The organism is Wenyingzhuangia sp. 2_MG-2023 (assembly GCF_030548295.1).
In the GTDB taxonomy this organism is placed as follows: domain Bacteria; phylum Bacteroidota; class Bacteroidia; order Flavobacteriales; family Flavobacteriaceae; genus Wenyingzhuangia.
In genome coordinates this window covers 40531-64057 of sequence record NZ_JAUOSB010000003.1, presented here as the reverse complement: position 1 = coordinate 64057, position 23527 = coordinate 40531, and the positions used below count along the sequence as shown (strand labels likewise).

General features: G+C 29.2%; 20 protein-coding genes. 5 read left to right on the top strand and 15 right to left on the bottom strand.

All coding sequences use genetic code 11. The annotated features are described in order from the left end of the window. Positions 1-122: 122 nt before the first annotated feature. The 6 genes from Q4548_RS05905 to Q4548_RS05880 form a co-directional block, all read right to left on the bottom strand. A complete protein-coding gene (locus Q4548_RS05905; protein WP_303452543.1) occupies positions 123-434 on the bottom strand; it encodes a DUF6730 family protein in 312 nt (103 codons plus the stop codon). Further along, positions 422-1258, bottom strand: coding sequence for a relaxase/mobilization nuclease domain-containing protein (locus tag Q4548_RS05900; protein ID WP_303452541.1), 837 nt, complete (start codon positions 1256-1258; stop codon positions 422-424). Before Q4548_RS05900 ends, Q4548_RS05905 begins: the two co-directional genes overlap by 13 nt. Further along, on the bottom strand, positions 1258-1551 hold the full coding sequence (gene mbpA, locus Q4548_RS05895) for a mobilization protein MbpA (protein WP_303452539.1): 294 nt from the start codon (positions 1549-1551) through the stop codon (positions 1258-1260). The genes Q4548_RS05900 and mbpA overlap by 1 nt, the downstream gene beginning before the upstream one ends. Before the next feature lie 81 nt (positions 1552-1632). Next, positions 1633-2226, bottom strand: coding sequence for a hypothetical protein (locus Q4548_RS05890; protein ID WP_303452537.1), 594 nt, complete (start codon positions 2224-2226; stop codon positions 1633-1635). Further along, positions 2214-2759 (bottom strand): helix-turn-helix domain-containing protein, encoded by a 546-nt coding sequence (locus tag Q4548_RS05885; protein WP_303452535.1) that lies wholly within the window; start codon positions 2757-2759, stop codon positions 2214-2216. The genes Q4548_RS05890 and Q4548_RS05885 overlap by 13 nt, the downstream gene beginning before the upstream one ends. A gap of 6 nt (positions 2760-2765) precedes the next feature. Then, complete coding sequence (locus Q4548_RS05880) at positions 2766-3059, bottom strand: DNA-binding protein (protein WP_303452533.1); 294 nt, start codon at positions 3057-3059, stop codon at positions 2766-2768. A 354-nt stretch (positions 3060-3413) separates the two neighbouring features. Here Q4548_RS05880 and Q4548_RS05875 point away from each other — a divergent pair, with 354 nt between their 5' ends. The 5 genes from Q4548_RS05875 to Q4548_RS05855 are packed head-to-tail and all read left to right on the top strand — an operon-like array spanning position 3414 to position 10488. After that, positions 3414-4583: an MBL fold metallo-hydrolase gene (locus Q4548_RS05875; RefSeq protein WP_303452531.1), complete on the top strand. Its 1170-nt coding sequence runs from the start codon at positions 3414-3416 to the stop codon at positions 4581-4583. 1 nt (position 4584) lies between these two features. Further along, the gene (locus Q4548_RS05870) at positions 4585-9768 is read left to right on the top strand and encodes a serine protease (protein WP_303452529.1); all 5184 of its coding nucleotides are present in this window, start codon (positions 4585-4587) and stop codon (positions 9766-9768) included. Beyond that, positions 9761-10006, top strand: a complete 246-nt coding sequence (gene avs1c / locus Q4548_RS05865) for an AVAST type 1 anti-phage system protein Avs1c (protein ID WP_303452528.1) — start codon at positions 9761-9763, stop codon at positions 10004-10006. The genes Q4548_RS05870 and avs1c overlap by 8 nt, the downstream gene beginning before the upstream one ends. Further along, positions 9999-10247 (top strand): hypothetical protein, encoded by a 249-nt coding sequence (locus Q4548_RS05860; RefSeq protein WP_303452526.1) that lies wholly within the window; start codon positions 9999-10001, stop codon positions 10245-10247. The genes avs1c and Q4548_RS05860 overlap by 8 nt, the downstream gene beginning before the upstream one ends. After that, entirely contained in the window at positions 10237-10488 is a 252-nt protein-coding gene (locus Q4548_RS05855; RefSeq protein ID WP_303452525.1) for a hypothetical protein, read from the top strand. The genes Q4548_RS05860 and Q4548_RS05855 overlap by 11 nt, the downstream gene beginning before the upstream one ends. A 40-nt stretch (positions 10489-10528) precedes the next feature. On the opposite strand, the gene Q4548_RS05850 is transcribed toward Q4548_RS05855, so the two are convergent. The 9 genes from Q4548_RS05850 to hsdR all read right to left on the bottom strand — a co-directional run bounded on the left by Q4548_RS05850 (position 10529) and on the right by hsdR (position 23517). Further along, positions 10529-11362, bottom strand: coding sequence for an HNH endonuclease (locus Q4548_RS05850; protein WP_303452523.1), 834 nt, complete (start codon positions 11360-11362; stop codon positions 10529-10531). Beyond that, positions 11359-13287, bottom strand: coding sequence for an AAA family ATPase (locus Q4548_RS05845; protein WP_303452521.1), 1929 nt, complete (start codon positions 13285-13287; stop codon positions 11359-11361). Before Q4548_RS05845 ends, Q4548_RS05850 begins: the two co-directional genes overlap by 4 nt. A 19-nt stretch (positions 13288-13306) precedes the next feature. Beyond that, on the bottom strand, positions 13307-15142 hold the full coding sequence (locus tag Q4548_RS05840; protein WP_303452519.1) for a DUF262 domain-containing protein: 1836 nt from the start codon (positions 15140-15142) through the stop codon (positions 13307-13309). After that, the gene (locus tag Q4548_RS05835; protein WP_303452517.1) at positions 15142-16602 is read right to left on the bottom strand and encodes a DUF262 domain-containing protein; all 1461 of its coding nucleotides are present in this window, start codon (positions 16600-16602) and stop codon (positions 15142-15144) included. Before Q4548_RS05835 ends, Q4548_RS05840 begins: the two co-directional genes overlap by 1 nt. A 98-nt stretch (positions 16603-16700) precedes the next feature. Continuing rightward, positions 16701-17192 carry a GIY-YIG nuclease family protein gene (locus Q4548_RS05830; RefSeq protein ID WP_303452515.1) on the bottom strand — a complete coding sequence of 164 codons (492 nt, stop codon included), beginning with the start codon at positions 17190-17192 and terminating at the stop codon, positions 16701-16703. A 5-nt stretch (positions 17193-17197) separates the two neighbouring features. Next, entirely contained in the window at positions 17198-18820 is a 1623-nt protein-coding gene (locus Q4548_RS05825; RefSeq protein WP_303452513.1) for a restriction endonuclease subunit S, read from the bottom strand. Between the two features lie 68 nt (positions 18821-18888). Further along, positions 18889-20319, bottom strand: a complete 1431-nt coding sequence (locus Q4548_RS05820) for a class I SAM-dependent DNA methyltransferase (protein WP_303452512.1) — start codon at positions 20317-20319, stop codon at positions 18889-18891. After that, positions 20312-21148, bottom strand: a complete 837-nt coding sequence (locus Q4548_RS05815) for an HNH endonuclease (protein WP_303452510.1) — start codon at positions 21146-21148, stop codon at positions 20312-20314. Before Q4548_RS05815 ends, Q4548_RS05820 begins: the two co-directional genes overlap by 8 nt. Next, positions 21148-23517, bottom strand: coding sequence for an EcoAI/FtnUII family type I restriction enzme subunit R (gene hsdR, locus Q4548_RS05810; RefSeq protein ID WP_369281295.1), 2370 nt, complete (start codon positions 23515-23517; stop codon positions 21148-21150). Before hsdR ends, Q4548_RS05815 begins: the two co-directional genes overlap by 1 nt. Positions 23518-23527: the final 10 nt, after the last annotated feature.

Below are 23527 nucleotides of genomic sequence, written 5' to 3'. Positions count from 1 at the left end.
GAATTAAAATTGGCGATTTTACAGTTCCTAAATCAAGCTAAACGCTTTGTATTTTAATATTTTCTATTCGCTAAAATAGAAACTTTATATCTTGACTACAAGATTATAAACAAGAAAAAATATTAAATTTTAAAAACAAATAATTCTATCATCAACATCACAATTGATAAAGACATCAGTATTAAATACAATAAAAATTTCTTATTCTGTTTTTTTAATTCAACTAGAGTCCCTTTTATTACCTCTTTATGCTCCTTATTTTGAGTATTTAAATATTGTATATTAGCTTCTAAAAGTTTTCCTAAATTATTAAGATTAGGCTCTATTTTAATTTGCTTTAAATCTTCTTTTTCTTGTTTAAACTCTTTTACTAAAGCTTCCATATGATTGATTTCATCTACAATCATTTCTGTTATGGTTTCTATCTTCGCCATCTGTTTTTTCTTTTTTTATTTCTGTTTGGTTCATACTCTCCTGAATAGTCAAATAATAAATTATTGTAGTTAAATAGTCCTTTATTATTACTTAACTCTTTTTTCTGCTCTTTAGGGATTTCAAAATTCAATTTATTGATAGACATATCTCTATGGACTTCTGAGCCTTTAAAACTATGTTTTTTGTATTCATACCTAAATCCTTGGAGCTTATTCTGCTTATTAATTACTGGTTTTACAATCACATTATTATTTTTCATTTTTTTAATGTAATCTTTTAATGATTTTGGTCTTTGTTTCATCATTGAATCATGAATAGATTTAATTTCTCCTCTTATTAATTTTGTGTTTTCTTGTTTTTGTTCTTTAACTTGTTCTACAGTGGTTAATCCCATTTGTAAAGCCACATTTTTTGCTGCTAATTGAGCTCTTTTACCTATCCTCCAGGCATCAAATGCTTCTCCTGAAAAATTCACTCGATTTACATACAAATGAGCATGTAAATGTTCTTTATCACGATGTACATACCCTACTGCTTGGTGTTCATCTAGTTTTAACTCTTTTAAAAAAAGTTTACACATTTTTTTTAAATCAGCTTCATTCATTTTTTTACCATCTTCTATTGTTGGACTAATAATGAAACTAAAAGTATTCTTCTTACAATAGGTATTTTGATCCTGAAACAACTTAAACTCTTTAGCTATTTCACTAGGTTTTTGACTATGTAAGTAGTTACTAAAAATAATTTTTGCATCTTTATTTATGTCGTCTCCATAAAGCAATGCTGCTTTGGTATTTGAGAGACACGTTCCTTTAGCTATCATTAGTTAAATCCTTTTAAATGTTCTTTAAATTGATTAGCCAACTCTCTTACTTCTAAACTTAAACTTGGATTATTTTTTGAGAACATATTACCAATCCTCTGAAAGTGATGATGGTATTGTAAAAGAGATTTATACAACTCTATTTGTTCATCAGTAAAGCGCTCTATTATCTTTTGATTATTTACACTTCTTCTGCAAAATTCACTAACTGATAATCCACATAATTCTGCATTTTTTTTAATGAGTTTTCTCTCATATAGAGAAACTCTAATTTCTATTCTATAATTTTTCATCTTTTGCGAATTTCAATGAGCAAAAGCAAGATTTGTACGTACGTGCATCCATCTTGCTCTACTCACATCTCTTATAAATTATTAAAACCTTCTTGAATCACCTTCTAATTCCAAAAAATTAAACATTTCAAAAAATCTATCCATAACACGATCCCCATATTTTTTATGTAATTCATATTTAGTCAGATTCGTTGTCACATGAGTTTTCAAACCATAAGCCTTAAAATTTTCATAACGAAGTTCAAAAATCCTAGCCATTAAATTTTCTTTTACTCCCCATGAGTTCGCTAATTTTTCTGTTCCTAAATCATCAAAATGAATACAACCTTTTTGATGATATTGAACGACATATTCACCTTCCTTTTCAAATTTTGAAACAATTTCATTAACAGATACATTTTTGTACCACAATTCAGATATTTTGTGTTTTTTACTAATATTTTGAATAATATCAAAAATTGAAGATTTTCCTGTACCGCAATTACCTAGTATTAAAAGTCCTTTTTGCAATTGACCATCACCTTTTTCAAATTCTAAATTGTTTGTACAGTAAAGAGATATTTTATGTAAAAACTCTCTATTATCATTATCTACTGTAAACTCTCTATTTAATTGTAAAAAATAATCTTTAGATTCAATATTTAATATTTTCTTAAATTCTTTTAAATCAGACATCCTCTTTCTTTTTTGTTTTTAAAAAAAATATTAGAATTAATATTTTTTTTATTATTAGTTTTAATATTATCATTCAAAATTTCTTTAATAGGCCTATCAAGATTAATTTCACAGGGTATTCCAATTATTGTGATATACCTATTCAAAATTTGTTTAGTACCTTTCTTGTAAAATCTATGTCTTTTTATATAGTTTCTATCTTCTAAGTTTTTTAACCAATTATTTATGGTCTGGATTGAAACATTATATAAATTCATGAAATAATTGTTGCTACAATAACAAAATCCATGTAGATTACTTAATGCAGAAATTTCTGCAAAAAGTAATTTGGCCGAGGGAATTACCTTTTTGTCATATCTTATATTAGCGGGTAATATTGCAAAATAAGAAGGTGAGTTTTCACTATGAAATAAATCTGATTTTTGATCATTTATATTAGTAAATTGTCTTTTTTCGATATCTTTGTTATCTGACTTACAAAGATTTCCTTTATTACTTTCTGAAGTAATGGGGGATTTTTTGTTTAAACTCATTTTCGACTATCTTTTAGAGTTAAACACATAGTCTAAAGCTTTTTGCTTAGGGCTATTTGAGGCATCATCCCTTAAACACCAATCTTCTAACTCTTTTTTATCAAAAAGTATAGCTCCTCCTGTGGGTCTCTTTGCAGGAATACCACTCTCTTCTTGATTAGATGTGAGTTTATACATCTTAGATTTACTAAAACCAGTAAGCAAACAGGCTAATTCAAAATTAATGACTCTTTGATTTAGTAATAGTAGTTTTTCAAGTCTTTCAAATCTCTCTTCAAAATTAAATTCATTTCTGTTCATAATAATCGTTTAATAATTTATAAATGAACAAGTGCACTTGTAATAGTTGTTAACGGATACAAATAAATGACAAGATTTGGACTCAAAAATTTTTAATGATTTAATCATTGAAAATCATTATTTATTAAACTATAAAACAGACACTTAAAATAAAATAATGATTTTATTCATTGTTTTATCATTGGTTTAAAAGCTAATTACAAAGTAAAAATGCAGATACAGCACACATATCAAACTTACTTTCAGTTCTTAAACTTTAAATAGAATAATAACTTTATCTTATGGTGTTTATAATTTCGCTAGAATTATATATATTATACCTTGTACTAAACTGCTTCCCAAATGTGTTCTTCTGTGAGTATTTTACCCTCCTTAAATGGAGATTCTATTTTTATTAAAATCGATGACTATACAATGCTTATAGATGGTGGTTATGTAGACACTTTTAATAATTTTATTAAGCCTGAACTTCTTAATTTAAGTTCTTTAGATTTGTCATTAAATCATCTAGTTGTTACTCACATTGATGGAGATCATATTTCAGGGATTATTAAACTTCTAAAAGAAAACAATAGTACTTCTTTTATTCAAATTGAAAATATATGGCACAATTCATTCAAACACATAAAGGAGTTTAATCCCAATATAAAATTCAAAGGAAAATCAGTAAAAGAATTGCAGGTTAATTATAATTTAAAAGAAGAGCAAACTGAAACTACAAAAGATATTTCTTCTGTTCAAGGCTCAACATTAGCTTCAATTTTATTTGAAAATAAATATAATTGGAATGCTGAATTTAATGGTAAAGCTATTTCTATAGACATTAAAACAACTATCAAGTTAACAGACGAAATTACATTAAAATTATTATCTCCTTCTAATGAAAAGCTTTCTACTCTAAATAAAGATTGGAAAAAAGAGTTATATCAAAAAGGATACTCCACTACAGAAGATTTAGAAGGGTTTAGTGAAATAGCTTTTGAATCTTTAGTGGCACTTCAAAAAGAGCAAAAATTATTAAAAAAGAAAAACATATCAACCACTGGTTTAAATATAGACGAATTAGCTAAATCTACTTTCTATGAAGACGATAGATCCGCCAACGGAAGCTCAATAGCATTTGTTATAGAATACAAAAAAAAGAAGCTACTGTTTTTAGCAGATTCTCATCCCTCAATTATTATTAATAGTCTTAAATCACATTATAACGAAGAAGATTTCCCTATATATTTTGATTTAATAAAAGTTTCACATCATGGAAGTCAAAATAATACAAATTTAGAATTATTAAAAATGATTACGTCTCAAAAGTATATATTTTCAACCAATGGAAAAACACATAATCATCCAGATAAAGAAACTATAGCTAGAATAATTCACCAAAAAACAACAAACGTTAAAGAGTTGTTTTTTACATATCCATTAGAATCTATTGAAGCTTTTAAAAATGATGAATTAAAGCAAAAATATAACTATCAGATAACTGAAATGAATGGTTCGAAACCTATAAAATTTGATTTATAATATGAGTAATATAATTGACCCCTCACAAATTCAGAACAGTATTATTAAGATTGAATACAAAGGAAATCAAGGTACAGGTTTTTTTGTATCTCAAAATGTTATTTTAACAGCTTTTCATATTTTTCTTGAAGCAGAAATTGATAATTCTAAAATAGTCATATTAAAAAATAATGAGGTTATTATAGGAAAAGTATTGTCATATGATGATGAACTTGATATTTGTTTAATTAAAACAGAAGAATCCTTTAATAGCTATCTTCCTTCTCAATCAACTGGTATTAAAATAAAAGAAGATTGGCAAACCTTCGGATTTCCTAATAAAGGAGAACAGGATGCTATGAAATTTTTTGGAACCATTAGTCATAAAGAAACTAAAGAAAAATACGATTTCATATTAAATTCAGAACAAGTAGAGAGTACTTATGATTATGGAGGACTTTCAGGAGCTCCGGTAGTAAGCAACGAAAAAGTAATCGGAATAATCTTAAAACAAATTGACGATAAATTAGGAGCTATTTCTATTGATGAAATCAAAGACTATTTAGCGGTAAACGACATAGATTTTGAAATAGAAGAAAACCATACTGATTTACCATCACAATTCACCAACGAAATACAACGCTCGGTAAAAAACAAAACTGTATTAGATAGTCTTGAAAATGCTACTTTAAAAAAAGGAAACTGGATTTTAATGACTGGAACTCCTGGTTCAGGTAAATCTTTAAATATAGCTTTATTTAAGCCACAAAATGATACTATTTCTATTATAGGTAAATACTTTGTTAAAATACCTAACGACGACAAACCTAAAAGTTTAAGAACATCTAGAGCTTTTTTTCTGAAATGGTTAGAAGAGCTCATCGTCTTTACAGTTCACGGAAGTACACTTCCTAAAGAGACTAAAAGTATAGACGAAAGGATAGAAAGGCTACCAAGTTTAGTTCAAGATTTAAGTGTTTATTATAGTAAAAATAAACAAACAGGAGTTTTATGTATTGATGGACTTGATGAAATAGAAGGATTAAAAGAATTCATAGGTATTATAAACTTTACACTACCTAAGAACATAAAGGTTATACTTTCTTGTACCTCTAAAGAAATATTGCCTAGAGAAATAAAAAATTATATAAATACTGAAGAGCAATTAATAAAGGTTACTCCTATTAATCTGACAAAGTGTGAACATTTAATTATAAGAGAAATAGGAAGTGGAGTATTAAAAATTGAAAACGTACAACAACTAGCACTAAAATCTGAAGGACACCCACTATACTTAAGGTATTTAATAAATTTTGTTAAAAATAATAATGAATTAAAAGAGGGGCAAGATAATTTCGAAGAATGGATAGAGAAAATCCCTGTTATTGAAGGGGATATAGAAAACTATTACAACAGTATTTGGGATTTATTGTATGAAGATAAAAACAAACTTTGGATAAGTCTAAGTATTTCTCAATTAAGAAGTCCTTTAGAGAAAGAAAATATTATACATATTTTACCAACAGACGTAAAAGCTTCTTTCTATTCATCATTTCCAAGTATAAAATATTTATTTACTGAACAACACAATAAAATTGAAATATTCCACAACTCTTTTAAAGAATTCATAACAAAAAAAGTAGAGTTTTTTATTAAAGACTGTAATGATAACATAGTTACTTTCTGTGAAAATAATATAGACAATGAATACTCAATAGAAAATGGATTACATCACTATACGTTAAGTAATACCCCTGAAAATGCATTACAAAATTGTAATCAAGAATGGGCAGATAAACTAGCCCTGAATCATATTGAACCAGATCTAGTTTTATTAGATATAAAAAATACAATCAGCTTATCTCTAAAATTAAAACAAACAACAGAACTGATTAGGCTTTTATTACTTTTACAACGTATAGAGTTTAGATACGATTATGTATTATATGAATATGCAGAAAATATAGCGTTAGCTTTAATAGCTAATAAAAAATATAAACACGCTTTAAAATATATCGTAAGGAGAAATATTTTATTAGTTGACAATCATCAAGCCATAATCTTTTTGCAATTATTGTATGAAGCTGAGGCTTTTAAAGAAGCAAATGTATTACTAGAAGCTATCGATGCAAGGTTTAGAAAGGAAATAGGCAGTGATCAAGGAAATGAAGAAGGAATTCCTATGGATATTTTCATAATGCAAGCCAATGCTCTTACATTGTCTTCGTTTGAAGATTTTGAAATAGGGTATGGGAATTTTATGAAGTTTAAATCATTGTTAAAAATGATGCAGACTGAAAGTGAAGCAGATACTGAAAACAATAATACATCTAACCTTTATTTAATAAGAGAATTCTGTGCATCTTGGAATAAAGCATACATGCTCAGATCAAGAGATATTCATGTTTCATCTATAGAAGCTTCAGAAATGTCAGGCGTATCCATAGATAGCAAATGGGCAAAAATGATAGCTCTTGCAAGACTTCATTATGACGAAATTAATCAATACAATACTAATTATTATGACGAAAATGACAATTGCTTTAAAATCGTGAATGATATTGAATATCTAATTTCTAATCACGGTTATATTAATGATAAAGCAGAAATTACAATCCTAATTAAATCTCTTTTAGAAGATAGTAAGAATATTTCTCTAGTTAGGGAGCTTATTAATAAATATTTTGATTTTGAAATAAACACAAGTAGTATAAGAGACAAAAATGGAGTAGATTTTAATTTTCCGGATTTTATAAATATTGAATTCGAATCCAAATGTAAAGGCTATATAAATGAAGACGGAATATTTCCAAAAGTCAAAGATAGATGGGGAGAAAATGGTTGGGAATACTATTTAGAGAGTCTAATTGTTCTCCTTCATTTTATTGAAGGGAAAGCTTATAATTTAAAATCTAAAGATGATTCAGAAGGTTTTAAAGCTATCAAAGTACAGCTTCAATTGATTAGATCTTCTTTAAATTTTTCATTCGAAGAAAGAAGTCATTGGAACAGAAGCTATCAGTTACCAGAAGCTGTATTTCCTTTACTATATAAAGAACTAGTCAACTTATATTATAACTTCAATAATGATGAATTAGACTCCTTTCTTGAAGATATTAAGCAAAATACCACTGATCAATTGGGACTTTTTTCAGAAGGCTATAGAGAAGTATTATATGAAATAATCAAGCAGTTGTTACTTCTAAATTATGAAACATCAAAAATAGAATCTTTAGCACAATTATGGAAACAACATATCCTAAATGGAGTACAAAACAGATGGGAACGTACCGAAGAATTATTAAAAATAACTGAGATATATGCCCTTTTGGGTAAAACATCAGAATTTGACGATACGTTTCAAGAAGTTTTAAACACATCCATGGGACCTACTTGGTACAAAGAAGCTCAATTAGACTTATTGAATTCTACACTTTCTTATTTAAAAAACGATAGTACTAGTATTAACAAATATATTAAAGACTATGCTTCTTTACTAGATTATGCTTCAGGAGAAATGACTTTTCAGAGATATGTAAGGTATGAAAAAGAAGGTTTTATTAGTAGTCTGATTATAAACGGTAGACTAGATTCTGCACTAGAATACTTTAGACAAGAAATTCTTCCTTCTCCATCATTATTAATAGACAATGCTGAGAAAAGTGCGTTTGATGCTCCAACAATAGGAAATGGTTATAATCTAGGTGCAAGAAATTTTGTTGAACAAAGTGGTATACTAAAAATCTTAAAAAATATTGAAGATTTATCTCCCTATTTAAAATGGGCGTTATGTAAAGTATTCACTATTAATGATGATAACTTTAGATATATAATTTCTTATGGAGAGGAAATTGCTAAAGTATTAAATAAAATAGAAGCTTTAGATAATTCTTACATTGAAAATATAACTGAAAGCCTCTCCGAAATTATTGAAGACCAAGAACTAAATAAAGATGACACAGCAGCTCTTTTAAATAAACTATACATTGATTTAACATCCTCGAACATAATTCGTTTAAAATCGCATTTAATTAACAGAGGTATTTCTTGGGGTTCAGAAAATGAAGAAGAGAAAACGATAGAAAGCCAACCACTAGAAAAAAACAAAAAGGTTTCAGAATTCGAAAAGTTCAATAACTCTGTAAACTCAACCACAAATAGGTTACAATTAGTAGAATCTGGGATTAATTCTTTTGAAAAAGAGAAAATAAGCATATGGTATAACAACTGGTCTGGAGAACATAGTAAATCGAAAAGAAATATAAAAAAACTATTAGAAACCGATACAGAAATAACAGAGACTTTATGTTATGACATATTAAAATTCAATGAAACTCCTTGGTCAGTCTGTAAAGAAGTAATATGGTTTTTAGAAGGTAAAATAGCAAAACCACAAATAGAAGATATCTATAAAATTGTTAATAACCATTTTCATTACATTATTCGTCCTGATGACGCTGTGAAAGAAAAGTACTCTTGGTTAGATAACGAAAATGAAAAACTCAGTAGCAATTCTCAAATCATTGATTTTTTAATATGGCTACTTAATCACCCTTTCACTAATGTTAGAGAAAAAACATTTAATACTTTAGTAGAATTAGCGACATATTTAGGAGAAGAAATAATAATGAAGCTAATAGAGTCTACTCTATCTGAAGCCCCTTTATTATCAACTGAGATAAGTTCTCATATACTAAAAAGGGTTTCGGAGATAAACCCAGAAATAATAATAAAAACACTAGAAACAGAACCTGGTTTTGTGAGTCAAATAGCTAAGCTCTCTCATTTCACAATTAAGTACAATTACATCGTATTAGCAAATAATATTCAAAAGATAGGTTATAAAAAACTAGAAAATGAGATAAATAAAACAATTCTAGATTCACCTATTAAAACAGGTGACATTTTCTTAGAAGAAGATTTCCTAAGACCTATTGATGACACTTTAGAAGAATTAAATAATGAAGAACTTTTAAACGGGAAGTTTTGTGAAATACTAACCTCAAAAGTGAAAGAATATTGTTATCCTTTAAAACCTATTGACCTTATAAAGTCAGACAAATATCTTCGCAGGAGTTTTTACGATGAAACACAATATAGAGGTAGATACGATGATATATTAAACCACGCTTTAAATACAGCTATTACCTCCGTAGTAAATAAGAATAACCTGAAAACAATTTTTGAAATTTTAAACAATGATTGAAAGTAGAAAGAACTACAGAGATTCTAGACTAGAATTTGAAAGACACTTGAACCTTTTAGCAGAATTAATGGAGCAGGGTAAATTAACCATAGCTGAGGGTTTAAGACACTCTGTAGATGGAATTACTAAGGTTAGATATTCACCTAACAAAAGAATAGACTTGAATACAGTTAATGAAATGGTTAGAAATATGGCTATGATGGCTTCAAATCAAAATGATTTTAAAGAACATGATTGAGAACAAAAAAAATTATAGAGATAGTAGATATGATTTTGAAAGAGATTTAAATCTCCTACATGAAGTATTAATCGATGGGAAAATTCGTTTTACAAAAGAATCTTCAAAGAGTATTGATGCAATAAAAAAAGTGAGATATAGTCCAAATCAAAGAATAGACTTAAACACAATAAATGAATTAGTTAGAGTCACAGCTATGATGGTCTCAAACCAAAAAGATACTCAAGAATATGAAAAATAAAAATTTAGGTGGTATGCCACCACTAAAAACAAGAAAAGAAATGGAACATAATCTTGCTTTAGTATTTGAAAACACATTAAGAAAGCTAAAATCTAATGATAAAAGTTCAAAAGAAAGTATTTTAATATTTACAGCTCCTCATTTAAAGAAAGTTAAAACTGCACCTAACTCAAGATTAAATTTACTAACTATTAATGAATCTATAAGACTTCAAGCTAATATGTTAAATTGGATGAAATAAATATATAGAATAGTTTTAGTTCAAAATTATTCGACACTTTTTAATTATTTATCATCTCATCTCTAAAATAAAGACCACTTTCAATCATAGCTTTAACAAGTACTATCTTCCAATTATTCATACCAAACTTAGCTTCCTTGTTTTTATAATGAGCAAGAAGAAATCTAGCTAACTCGTCTTGAGTCTTATCGTCACAGCTATCTATCAAATATTCTAGTTCAGAAATTTCATTATCCGCATTCTCTTTGAAGCGCTGAAGTAATTCCAACTTATCATAATGACTTTCAATTACATTAAATAAGTCATCATCTATATTGTGAACATTTTTTATCTCAAAACTAAAGTCAATATTAGAATAAATAGTAACAAACAAAAATTGTTCATTTGGGATGATATCAGAGTACAAATTCAAAAAAAACATTTGCTCATCGTTTTTCCAGAATTCCTTTTTCTTTGAGTTACATGTAGTACAACAAGGGATCAGGTTAATTGGATTTACGGAAAACTCAGGGAATTCTTCTTTTGGAATAAAGTGATCAAGAGAACTAACTGTTTCTATGGTACAATTAGGGCAGATATTGTTCCTTCTGTTATTATCGTCAGTTGTTAATTCAGTTTTTAATTCTACGATCGCTTTCCTTTGTGAAGAATATAGCTTTAATAAGTTTGATTTGTTTTCTCCTATAAATCCATGTGCAGAAACATCAAATAAATTCTTGTTTTCAAATCTAATTTTATAGTCAGCAAAAGATGCCTCGATAATATGTTTGTTGCTAATTAGATTGTCTTTTACATCACCTTTCTTCAAACTATTATTAACTATATCATTGTGAAAGCCAATATCACTACCAGTATATGATTTTATGTTTTTCAAAATGTTTTACTCTTTAGATATACTTTAGCATTTAAACTCAGTGGAAGATTGTGTGTTTCAATTAATTCTACAATTTGACTATAGTCACCATATTGTTTAATCATTCTGTCTAAAATTACTTTGTATTGTTTTTGCATGTCTCTGTTTCCAAAAACATCCTCAGTAAGGACACTTAGGTTTTCACCGAAGCACTCAATTCCTATTTTTCTTAAAATTGGATGGTTTTCATCTTTTTCCATTACATAAACATTTTTCCCAAAAATATTTTGAATGATTATTGGTGAATGTGTTGTGATTAAGCAATATGAATCAAATTGTTCTACTAATTCATAAATTGAACTTATGAGTTGAGAAATTGCATTTGGATGTAAATGTGTTTCTGGTTCATCAAAAAGTATTAATGAATCATATCTAATATTAGCTATGATTTTAGTCATTATTTCTAACATAATACTTTGACCAGAACTAAGTTTATCAATAAGTTTAATAAATTCAGACTCAATTATTTTGAATGTATTGTAATCACTAGCATCATTATTGAAATTTCTAATAAAAACATCATCTAATTCGTCATTCATTATAAAAGACATCAAAACATTTTTCCATTTATCAACTCTATTGTGACGTTTAATAATCTTATAAGCTTCAAGAAAACTTTGTGTTTTCTCCCTTTTATTAGGGATATTATTATCTTCATTCAATAAGCCACAAAACACATAGTTAAAGTCATTGTGCTGATTTGGTTTTTTAAAACTATCAAATACACTGTAAGAAACTGCTATCACTTTACTGAAAATAGGTATTTCAGGTGAAAAAGAACCTAAATTCTGCTCCGATATATCAATTGGCAAACTAGTTATTAATTGTGTTTTACCAGCTCCATTCCTACCAATTACTGCAAATATTCTATCAGAAAACTCTAGAGTGTTTTTAAAATTTAAATCTATTTCTACAGGAGTTTCAGAGTAGTTAGGAATAAAACTATATTTAAACTTATATTTATCGTCAAGACTTCTTCCTTCTAATATATGCTTGATATTTCTTGAAAACTGTTCTGTACTATCATCTCTGGTTAATGAATTTTGATATATACTATTCGAGCTAAATTTATCATTAATATCAATAAAAAAAGCTGAATCTTTTAAAGCAAATAAAACACTTTGAAAATTGTGCTTAAATATACTTTGAAGATTTGTATAATACTCCTCATTGGTACCCAATGAACAAAATGAATCCTTCAGGTTAGTAAACTTTTTATCAATAACATCTATAGTTTTGTCATTTACACCATCAGTGATTTTAACATAACCTATTTCTTTAACATTGTTAACACCTTCATGATATAATAGCTTAAATTTCGTTTTACTCCCGTAATCATCCCAATCATTCGAAAACAGATAAAAATAAGGATATTCAGAGTTATTCTCATCAACTACAAAAGGTATTGTGTTTATTAATAGATCTACTCTATCATTTTGTTTTCTTTCTCTTAAGGTATAAATAGGTAAATCCTCCTGATAATCCGAAACTGCCATTGTATAATTAATAGCAGATAACTCAAGGTTAATTAGTGAGACATGTAAATTTATTTCTTCTAAATCATTTCTAAAATTAGGGTGAACGACTGTTTCCAAAAACTTAGTAAAATCTTCATCTTTTTCTAATAATTTAAAATAATCTAAAAAAGTTTGCTCATAAGACCAATCATCAGGATTATTTACTAAATGTTGAACAGCATCCTCGTAAGCATTTGACCAACGTGTATCGCCTGATACTATTGGCATCGTTTTTAAATCCCAAATATTATTTAAAAACCTTATGATTCCGTCATTATCCCAATCACCATCCTTTGCATTAAATGCAACCGGTTGAGAATTGATTATTTTGAAAATTTTCGATTTTAATTGTCTTGTATATTTTATCATTTATCTACTTAAACTCAAATTAATCCAAAGGGATATTCAATATTTCATTCTTTCTTTCCAATAGTTCTAGCACATCATTATAATGACTTAATATTTCTTCTTTACCCCATATCTTTTTATCATTCGTTTTGTTATACATAACCAGTTGTTTAGCTGGTAACTCTTCTTTGTAATACTTACCTGAAGTATCGGCTTTACCTATTGGAGATTCATTGTTCATTTTTGAGTTTCCACTTTTACTTACTAAGCATAAATTCCCTAAACAGTCTAAAACATCTTTATCTTGTTCGTATGATTGTGGTAAATGATGCTCAACAGAATTTCTGTATTTAAACTCAAACTTGAACTTATCTTTATTCTCTGACCAATATAAATAATCTATAAAATTGAATAAAAAATGTGGAGTACTTGTACCTTCGTTATAATGTGGCTCTTTTATTAGTTTATCGTAATTTCTATTTTCATTAAATATTTTAATCACTAAAGCATTTAATTTTTTTAAGTAATCTTCTTCTTTAATATTTAAATCCTCTACTGTATTAAACCAACTTAAAATCTCATGTAAGTAGTTTTTGTATTTTTTAGTTCTAAAGGTGACTTGTAACATAGAAAGACATTTAATAATGGGCTCTTGTAGCTTATCAAATGTATTATTGTATTGGAGCCTTTTATAATTTTTATTATTCTTTTTATTGAAGTACATCGTAGGCTGATGTAATACCCATTTAGAATTATCCTCAGATTTTTCATCTTCAACTACAGTAACTATAAAACGATCAAAAACCACTCTATTATACAACAGAAAATCAATAAACTTTAGCGGCTCAATTTCATCTTCTACATCTTCAAACCACTTTAATAATTCATCACCATTTAAAGGAATATCTTTCTCTTTATCTAAAAAGTATAGTTTTAAAACATGCATTAAAAAATTTGGAAAATCAATGATAGCTTCAAAATCTTCATTTTTATCAAAGACTATATTTTCATCTTCTTCCAGGATGGATTTCCCCGAAAGAATATCACTCATGCTAATTGAAGCTTCGTCACTTTTTTCACCTGATTGTTCTTCTTTAATTTTAAAATCATAACTATCGTAATTTACTCCAAAATACTGACTTCTGTCTTTTTTAAACAAACGTTGTATAGGCTTGTTCATTTGTGAACAAGCATCCCAAACTAAAGCAAATTGATGTGAACCCTTTTTATAATCTTTTATTTTATCTAAGAGTCTTGCTTTAATTATTTCGTGTTCTTCTAATTGTTCACCTCTATTATTCATTACTTCAAAATAATGAGCAACATCTATATCTGAGGGAATCTCCACTTTTACCAATTGTACCTGATTGAAAAAATATTCTTTAAAACCATTTATATCATTGGTTGAAATAAAATCAATCAAACGTAATGTTTCATTTGGATCTTTTGCTTTTAAATCTACGTTTTCAATAAATTCAATAGCTTCATTAAAATGAGATACTAAATGATTTGTGGTGGTGGTAGCTACTTCTCCTATTTGGTAATAGGTATTTAAAAAACTCTCAACTTCTGGTCTAGAATCGTATTGTAATTTTGAGGTATTAAGTGTTGGGTCTAATTTTTTAGCAATTAATGAAAGTGTTGTTAACCGTTGTTGTCCATCAATGACTTCAAAATCTCCATTTTTTCTTTTTAATACGACTAAAGTTCCTATAAAGTAAAAGCTATTTGAGTCTTTGATATAATTCTCGTAAATATCTCTTAGCAGTTGGTGTATTTCTACATCTGTCCAAGCGTAGTTTCTTTGATACAAAGGCACCACATAGTTAGACTGAAAAATTTCACGAATACTTTTATTTAAATCTTTTACTTCCATCACACTTCTTTCTTAAATTCTGAAATTTTTATATCACTTTTTCCTTCCTGAATATTCACTCCAAAATCTAAAAAGAAACGAATAATCACTTCTTCTACTTTTGTACAAATAATTTCTTTTTTGGCAAGTTCTGATATCGCTCTTAGATCAAAATAATTTTTACTTTGTTCTATGATCGCGAAAATCTCTATTTCTGAAGGATACTTGGCAACAGCAGAGTATTTTACTTGTTGTTTTTCTAGACGTAAACGATATACTACCGCATACAATTCTTTATAAAATTTATTAACACCTTTTTCTCCATATTTATCGAAAAGCAACATGATGAGTGACTTATAAAGCTCTCTTAAATACTGATCTCCTGCTCTATAACTTTTTGGGTAATGACAGTGATCTTCATAAAAAGTTTTAAATTCTTTTAAAAAGGAATCATCCTTTATAATAAAAAGCTGTTTGTAAATTTCTACATAAGATTCTATATAGTCAAAAAAGGAAGTTCCATTTAAAATGGGTTGATTGATCGTAACAAAATCGTTTATATTAGACATTTGTTTTTGGTTAAAACGAGATTTCATTCCTTTAACCTGCACTTGTAAATTATTAAAATAATTTAAAGCAACTGAATGTAATAAATGACTATTGTAAAAAGGAAACTCCATTTCTTCATTAGATTTAAGGGTATGTCCTTTAAATTCATCTATTGTGTTTTTATGAAATGGGTATGCTGCTTGTTTTTTGCTCCAAATTCTAGTTCTGTACAATTGCTCGTTAAATAATTGTCTTAAAATATCTTGAGGATGTTCGTTAGCATTTAATGGATTGACCACAAATCGTGTGGCATTTTCCCATTTACGATCACTATTCATTTTAGCTATTTCTGGAGCTTGCTCCTCTTCCATTGCTCTAATGTGATACGCTTTTAAAAGATTATAGGCTTCTAAGCTTTTACCACGGCTATTTTGTGAATCGAACATTTGAAAAGCTTCCGATAGATTTGTAACTCTAACTTCTACAAACTCACAAAACTTATGTATATAGTTTAAAAAATCTGCTTTTTCTTGAGCTACATTTTCAGCTAACCAATAGGTAATATATTCATTATTTCTTCTGATGCAATTTTCGGAATCACTATGATTAAATTTTAGCTTTTCTGATAATTTTATTGCCTGGGGAGATTCTAATTGACGTAATATTAGAATTAATGTAGTAATACGTTGCTGCCCATCTATAATTTGAAACCCACTTTCTGGTTTTTTAATATCGTTATACAAAATAACACTCCCTATTCTGTAAGCACTTTTTACTTGTTTCCAACTACCATAAATATCTTCTAATAATTGAAATACATTCTTTTCAGTCCAACGATATGGCCGTTGGTAATCAGGGATTTGCAAATCTTGATTTAATACCTCTTTTACCTTTTTAATTTCGGCATGTATTGTTTTTTCTTGTTCTTTCAAATCTTTTTTTTTACTTGCTCCAATAAAAACCACCTGCAAATAACTTTACATTAACAGGTCACAGTGTTCTTTTGATGTATTTCTTAAATACATCTTTGTTATTTATTTTTCCCTATTTCATTCCAAGGTAAACTGTCTGAATATTTTTTGATTAAATACTCCTCTATAGCAGCTCTAAAAAATGGAGGGTTTATTTCTATAAAAGTAAACCCTATTTGTTTTTTTTCACCAATAGCTTTTTTGACATGCTCTAATTTGGATTTGGTTTTACCTGTTTGCTTAAACAAGTGATTTCTTATTCTAGCTCTAGCTCCTTTGGCTTTTGATTGACCTATATAAGTTTTCTCAAAACTACCATTTGCATTTGTCTGCCAAATACAATAAACGATATCCTTTGAACTTACTGAAACAAGTAACGCTTCATTATTTATTAAACAGTTCTTTAAATCTTTAAAATCATGCTCAATAGTATGTACCATATTCACGTCTAATAGTTTGTCACCAATAGCATCGAATTGAGACTTGTATAGAGCTTCTGGAATATCTATAGTTCCTGCTAATGCAGTTATAGGTTTTAACTTTTTTGACATACTTTTTAGTTCTCAAAAACCTCACGTAACACACTTTGCATTAACTGCTCATTATGTTGTTGGCTTTGTTGTATTTCTTGTTCTAAACTGTCACATAACCCCATTAAAGCATTTACTTTTTTTACTATGGCTTTTTGTTCTTTTAACGGTGGCAACCCAAATACAGACATTTTTAATTTAGTACCGTTTATAGCAGGCTGATTGCCACCAACTGCATTTGACCTAGTTTTCTCATACCTACCTAAAAAAAACTGCCATAAATATTCTGAAATCAAATAATCATGAAAAATTATTATTCCACCTACATTTTGATTTGTTCCTGCATTAATTTTAAGTATTGAAGTTTGACCACGTGTTTTACCTTGACCAATCATAGCTACTAAAACTGTTCCAATTGGGTAAATTGTTACTGATGACTCAGATAATCCTTTCTCAGTAATTTTCTCTTCTGTATCTAGAATAAAATTATTAGCCACCTCTCCACTTGATACCCATGGAATTTCACCATTCCAATATTCTTGAATATCTCTTTTGGGTGTTGCACCAACCCTAACACTTGAAATCTCTCCTATCCTACACCAAACCCAACCTTCAGGTAAGTCATAAGGAATTTCCTCTTTGGATATTGGTGGTAATGCTTTTTCCTTTTTTATTTTTTTGTCTGCAATAAGCTGTGCTTTTTCTTCTTGAATGTTTTTTAGGAGTTGGTTGGCATGATTAGATCCTGAAACGAGTTCAGGATTACTATTTCTCCAATCTTCAGTTAGTTTTCCTTGAACGGCTAATTGTAAAACGGTTTCTCGTAACTTTTTAATGTTGGTAGTTTCATTAAAGAAACTTTTAAAATGGGCTTCTAAAAAAGACCATTCTTTGTTTGTGTTATTTGTGGTGAGTTGTTTTAATGCAGATGTTACAAAGTCTTCTTTTAAGTTGATACGCTCTACTGTTAATTGCTCTAATTGTTCTACTTCTTTAAAAAGGGTTTCTACTACGTTTACGATTTCTTTTTGTTCTTCTAGTGGTGGAATGGGAAACTTAAACTCTGTAATGTTTCCCATTTTTATATAATTAATTGCAGAACCATATTGTCTACCTAAATTATCTTTCCATAAAGCTTCTAAAGCTGTTTTTATATACAGAGGATATAAATGATTAAATTTATTTAAGACATATGTTCTCTGATATGCTTCGAATTTTTCATTTACAAATGTTACTAAACCAACATTTGCACCATTTCCCGGAAGAATTATTGACTCACCTTCAAAAGTATAAGTCGGGCTTTTTATTGGTTTTTGGGCACAGGTATAAAAATTAAATTGTCCATTGTCAGTACCGTAATTTGCATCCTTTTTCCCTGTTTGAACTGAGCATAATTTCCCGAGCAAACTCCAAACCCAAGTGTTAGGTAAATTAAACGGTTTTTCTTTTTCACTTAATTCATAATTTCCCTTTGCTTTATCTTTCTTTATTTTCTTCAATAATTCCGAAGCAGGCTCAATATCTGAGTTTTCTTTTCTCCAATTTGCAGTTAACTTACCTTGAACTGCCAATTTCAAAATCAATCCTTTTAATTCTTGGGCATTTTTGGGGTTTACCGTAAGTTCTTTAAAATGTTGTAGTAGTTTCATATGTAATTAAGAGATTGCTTGCTTTGTTCTCGACTGTGCTCGAACTGACAGCAATCAGTTGTGAATTTCTATTTTAAAGCTTCGGTTAATACGTTTATAATTTTGTCTTGTATGGTGGAAATTTTAGCTTCGGTAGTTCTAAATTTTTCTAACAATACTTCTGGACTTGCCAAGGTATCTGCTTCTTGGTGTGGGTTTTTAATATCTAAATTATAACCTCGTTTTTTTATCTCATCAATAGAAACTTTCCAAGCTTGTTTGTTTTCTACACGGTTTTTCCACCATGCTTTTTCAGTCTCAAACTCGTTAATGTGGATGGGTTTTCCTTTGTTGTAACTTTTTACTCCTTCCGGATACGGATGTTCATAATACCAAATTTCTTTGGTTGGTGTTCCTTTTTCAAAAAACAATAAATTAGTTTTTATACCTGTATAAGGATTAAACACCCCATTAGGCAAACGTACAATGGTATGTAGATTACATTTGGTTAGTAATTCTTCCTTTAAACGGGTTTTCATACCTTCACCAAACAACGTACCGTCAGGCAATACAATGGCACAACGACCTTTGTCTTTTAACAATTTAATGATTAAGGCTAGGAATAAATCGGCCGTTTCTTTGGTTCTAAATTTTTGAGGGAAATTAGTTTCGGTACCATCTTCTTCCACTCCTCCAAAAGGTGGATTCGACAAAATGATGTCTAACTTATCTTTTGCACCCCAATCCGCATAAGGTTTGCTTAATAAATTATCTCTACGAACTACCGGTACATCAAAACCGTGCAACATTAAATTGGTAGTACACAATAAATGGGGTAATGGTTTTTTCTCTATACCACGAATGGAATTTTGTAGTATTTCTCTATCTTTTGGTGTTTTTACTTGGTTACGGACTCCATCAATTGTACAAGTTAAAAAACCACCTGTTCCACAGGCAGGGTCTAGAACACTTTCACCCAATTGTGGGTTGATCATGTCTACCATAAACTGCGTTACAGCTCTTGGAGTGTAATACTCTCCAGATGAACCCGCAGACTGCAAGTCTTTTAAAATGGTTTCGTAAATATCATTAAACACATGACGTTCTGAAGTACTATTAAAATCTATTTGGTTGATGACATTGATGACTTGACGGAAGAGTGTTCCGTTTTTCATAAAGTTATAGGTATCATCAAATACAGCACGTATAATTTTTGCTTGAGGACTGATGGTAATGTCTAAGTCTTTTAAAGTAGGAAATAATTCTGTTTCTATAAACTCCATTAAGGCATCTCCCGTTAATCCTTCCTCATCAGCAGCCCAATTTTGCCATTTTAATTTTTCTGGAATAGGGGATACATAATTGTCTATGGTGATTTCCCATTCTTCTTCCTTATCAGCAAATATTTTCATAAAAAGCATCCAGACCATTTGTGAAATACGTTGTGCATCTCCATCTACTCCTGTATCTTTACGCATGATATCGCGTATTCCTTTTATGTTGGTTGTTATGTTACTCATTACTTATAATTTCTTTAAGTTCTTCAACTGTATAATAGTTCTGTTGATTGTTTTTTCTATGTAGCATTCTGTGACAATTGGCATAAACCAAAGCTAAATCTTCTAATTTCGTTATTCTTTCTCCTTTACTTATTGGGGTTTTATGGTGGCATTCAATAAAACCATTTCCATGATTTGGATAAAATTTAGAAAAATCAAAATTACAACATTCACATATTGGATTTTTAACAGATACTTTCTTTTTTCTGATTAAACTATTATCTCTTTCTCTATATCGATGCATTGCAAAATTCCATTTCCCTTCTTCACCTTCAAATTCATCTAAAGTATTTACTAAAAAGTTACTAGATAATTCTTCAATAAATCTACTTGAAACATCTTTTCTAAAAAATGGATTAAAAGCATCCCAAATGATTTTTTGGACATCTTCTTTTGTAGCATTTTTATTACATAATCCAATAGGGTATGTATGTCCTTGATTAACGCTTTTAAGATTAAAGTTTAATGGTTTTATTATTTTTTTTGTTCTTGCCAAAACTATCATTTTTCTACCCCAACGATGCTTTGGACTTGTTTCTAAACAGTCTTTCTCAACAGAATCTTTTGGAGTTAATAAATGTGTGAAGTAAACTTGGTCGTCATTATTAAATTTCTGAAACAAGACAACAATATCACCAACTTTTGGTTTCATTGCATGTGTTGGTTGATTTACATATGAAGATGACCAATGCAAAATCATTTCATCTTTATCATCATCGAAATAAGCTCCGTTTTCACCACCTTCATGCTTAACATTACGAATCCATTGTATATCAGTGTATCTAAACATTATGCAATAGTATAAATTTCGTTCTCTAATTCTTTGATGGCATCATCAAAGTCTTTCTTTTTACCAAAGGCTCTAACCAATTCAACAGGAGATCCCATTTCATTCAATGGTTTTATTTTAAGAATGGCACCTTGTTCTATAGAAGTTATCCCTTCATGCTCGTATTTGTCTAATAAGCTATTTAACACCTTTTGAGCCGTATCACTATATTTTGTGAAATAATTACGTTTACGAACATTGTTCGCACGTTCTTGTCTGGTTAAAACAGGTTGGTCAAAGGCAATGTGACAGATTAAATCAAAATCATCTAAATTTTGACCTACTTCTTCACGGAGTACTTCTAATAATACTCCATGTTCCGTAAGCTCTTTTATGAGTTCTTCTTTTTTTTCTGAGGTATTCCATCTTTGAATAAATTCATCTAGAGAAGAAAACTCTTTTTCTATGTTCTTTTTAGAATAGTCTTTTAACGATTCCGTAATTAACTTTCCATCTTTCCCATAATATTGAACACGCTCATGTACCACAGAAACAGGAATTTGATTGACGTAATATTTTTTTACCTCATTTGGATTTTCGACAATATCAACATTAGGTTTTGTAGATTTAAAATCTTTTGGAGCGGGTTCTTCACCTTCCTCTGTTTGTGACGATGTTGCTTCGTCTGGAGGAGTGATAGGATCCTCAGGTTGTGGTTCATAAATCTGTACCGGATCTCCATCAAAATCAGGTCTAGCAAAAATATTTGTCGCTTTTCTAAAGTCCATGATAGTGAAGTATACTTTTCCTTCCGCTTCACGTATTCTAGTTCCTCTACCTATAATTTGTTTAAATTCTGTAACCGATTGAATGTTTGATTCTAACACAATCACCTTGACCATTTTGGTATCAATTCCCGTAGTTAACATTTTAGACGTTGTTGCTATGACAGGAAAACGTTCTTCTACATCAGTAAAATTGTCTAGTTCTTGTTTTCCTACTTCATCATCTCCCGTAATTTTCACACAATAATTCCAATGCTTGGCCACTAAATCTGCATTTTCATTGATCAATGCTTGTCTCATTCTGTTGGCATGGTCAATATCTGTACAGAATACAATGGTTTTAGCAAAACGATCTGTAGCTTTTAAATATTCTGTGATTTTTTTAGCAATGGTTTCGGTTCTTTCATCAATCGCTAAAGTTCTATCATAATCTTTTAGATTGTAAATACGGTCTTCTACCTCGTTACCATATTTGTCTACTAACCCTGCTGTGGGTCTCCAACCTTCATCAATATTTGTGGTAATTCTAACTACTTTGTACGGTGCTAAAAAACCATCATCAATCCCTTGCTTTAAAGAATACGTATATACAGGTTCTCCAAAATATTCCATATTAGAAACATCTTTGGTTTCTTTAGGTGTTGCTGTCAATCCAATTTGGGTAGCTGAAGAAAAATAATCTAATACTTCTCTCCATGCAGAAGCTTCAGATGCTGAACCCCTATGACATTCATCAATCACCACTAAATCAAAGAAATCTTGGCTAAACTCTTTGTAAGCATTTTTGGCTTCATCATTACTTGTTAACCCCTGGTACAAGGCAAAGTAAATTTGATAGGATTTATCTATCTTTCTGTTTTTTATGATATGCATGATATCATTCCCAAAGGGAGAAAAATCACCGTTTTTGGTTTGAGTTAACAAGGCATTTCTATCGGCTAAAAACAAAATACGTTTCTTAACTCCTGTTTTCCAAAGTCTCCAGATAATATTAAATGCTGTATAGGTTTTTCCTGTCCCCGTTGCCATTACCAAAATAATTCGATTTTGCTCTTTTGCAATGGCTTCTAGAGTTCTATTAACTGCATTTTGCTGATAGTATCTAGGACTCATTCCACTATCATCGGTATAGTAATCTTTCTCAACTATTTCTTGCGCTTGTGGAGTATCTAGGTTTTGATGTTTTAAATATTTTTTCCATAAAACTTCAGGGGAAGGAAAGTTGTCTAAACTTAACTCTTGTTCTAAAACACTATCAGTTGTAGTTTTATCATGAAATACAAAAGAATCACCATTAGAAGTAAACACAAATGGTATTTGTAAGATTTCAGAATATTCTAATGCTTGCTGCATTCCATGTCCTACCGCTTTTTTATTGTCCTTAGCTTCAATAATTGCTAATGGAATGTTCGATTTATAATATAAAATATAATCGGCTCGCTTGTTTCTACCTCTTGTATATAAGTTTCCTTGGACAATGATTCTACCATCTGTAAAAGTCACTTCTTCTCTTACTTGTGTACGCATATTCCATCCTGATTTTTCAATAGCAGGATTGATATATTTGGTACATATGTCTCTTTCAGACAGGTCTTTTTTATTAATAGCATTCAAC

What these genes read in the sequence shown, in the direction of transcription:
- Q4548_RS05905 (WP_303452543.1), bottom strand. Translation starts at nt 434, where the DNA reads ATGGCGAAGATAGAAACCATAACAGAAATGATTGTAGATGAAATCAAT.
- Q4548_RS05900 (WP_303452541.1), bottom strand. Translation starts at nt 1,258, where the DNA reads ATGATAGCTAAAGGAACGTGTCTCTCAAATACCAAAGCAGCATTGCTT.
- mbpA (WP_303452539.1), bottom strand. Translation starts at nt 1,551, where the DNA reads ATGAAAAATTATAGAATAGAAATTAGAGTTTCTCTATATGAGAGAAAA.
- Q4548_RS05890 (WP_303452537.1), bottom strand. Translation starts at nt 2,226, where the DNA reads ATGTCTGATTTAAAAGAATTTAAGAAAATATTAAATATTGAATCTAAA.
- Q4548_RS05885 (WP_303452535.1), bottom strand. Translation starts at nt 2,759, where the DNA reads ATGAGTTTAAACAAAAAATCCCCCATTACTTCAGAAAGTAATAAAGGA.
- Q4548_RS05880 (WP_303452533.1), bottom strand. Translation starts at nt 3,059, where the DNA reads ATGAACAGAAATGAATTTAATTTTGAAGAGAGATTTGAAAGACTTGAA.
- Q4548_RS05870 (WP_303452529.1), top strand. Translation starts at nt 4,585, where the DNA reads ATGAGTAATATAATTGACCCCTCACAAATTCAGAACAGTATTATTAAG.
- avs1c (WP_303452528.1), top strand. Translation starts at nt 9,761, where the DNA reads ATGATTGAAAGTAGAAAGAACTACAGAGATTCTAGACTAGAATTTGAA.
- Q4548_RS05860 (WP_303452526.1), top strand. Translation starts at nt 9,999, where the DNA reads ATGATTGAGAACAAAAAAAATTATAGAGATAGTAGATATGATTTTGAA.
- Q4548_RS05855 (WP_303452525.1), top strand. Translation starts at nt 10,237, where the DNA reads ATGAAAAATAAAAATTTAGGTGGTATGCCACCACTAAAAACAAGAAAA.
- Q4548_RS05845 (WP_303452521.1), bottom strand. Translation starts at nt 13,287, where the DNA reads ATGATAAAATATACAAGACAATTAAAATCGAAAATTTTCAAAATAATC.
- Q4548_RS05840 (WP_303452519.1), bottom strand. Translation starts at nt 15,142, where the DNA reads ATGGAAGTAAAAGATTTAAATAAAAGTATTCGTGAAATTTTTCAGTCT.
- Q4548_RS05830 (WP_303452515.1), bottom strand. Translation starts at nt 17,192, where the DNA reads ATGTCAAAAAAGTTAAAACCTATAACTGCATTAGCAGGAACTATAGAT.
- Q4548_RS05825 (WP_303452513.1), bottom strand. Translation starts at nt 18,820, where the DNA reads ATGAAACTACTACAACATTTTAAAGAACTTACGGTAAACCCCAAAAAT.
- Q4548_RS05820 (WP_303452512.1), bottom strand. Translation starts at nt 20,319, where the DNA reads ATGAGTAACATAACAACCAACATAAAAGGAATACGCGATATCATGCGT.
- Q4548_RS05815 (WP_303452510.1), bottom strand. Translation starts at nt 21,148, where the DNA reads ATGTTTAGATACACTGATATACAATGGATTCGTAATGTTAAGCATGAA.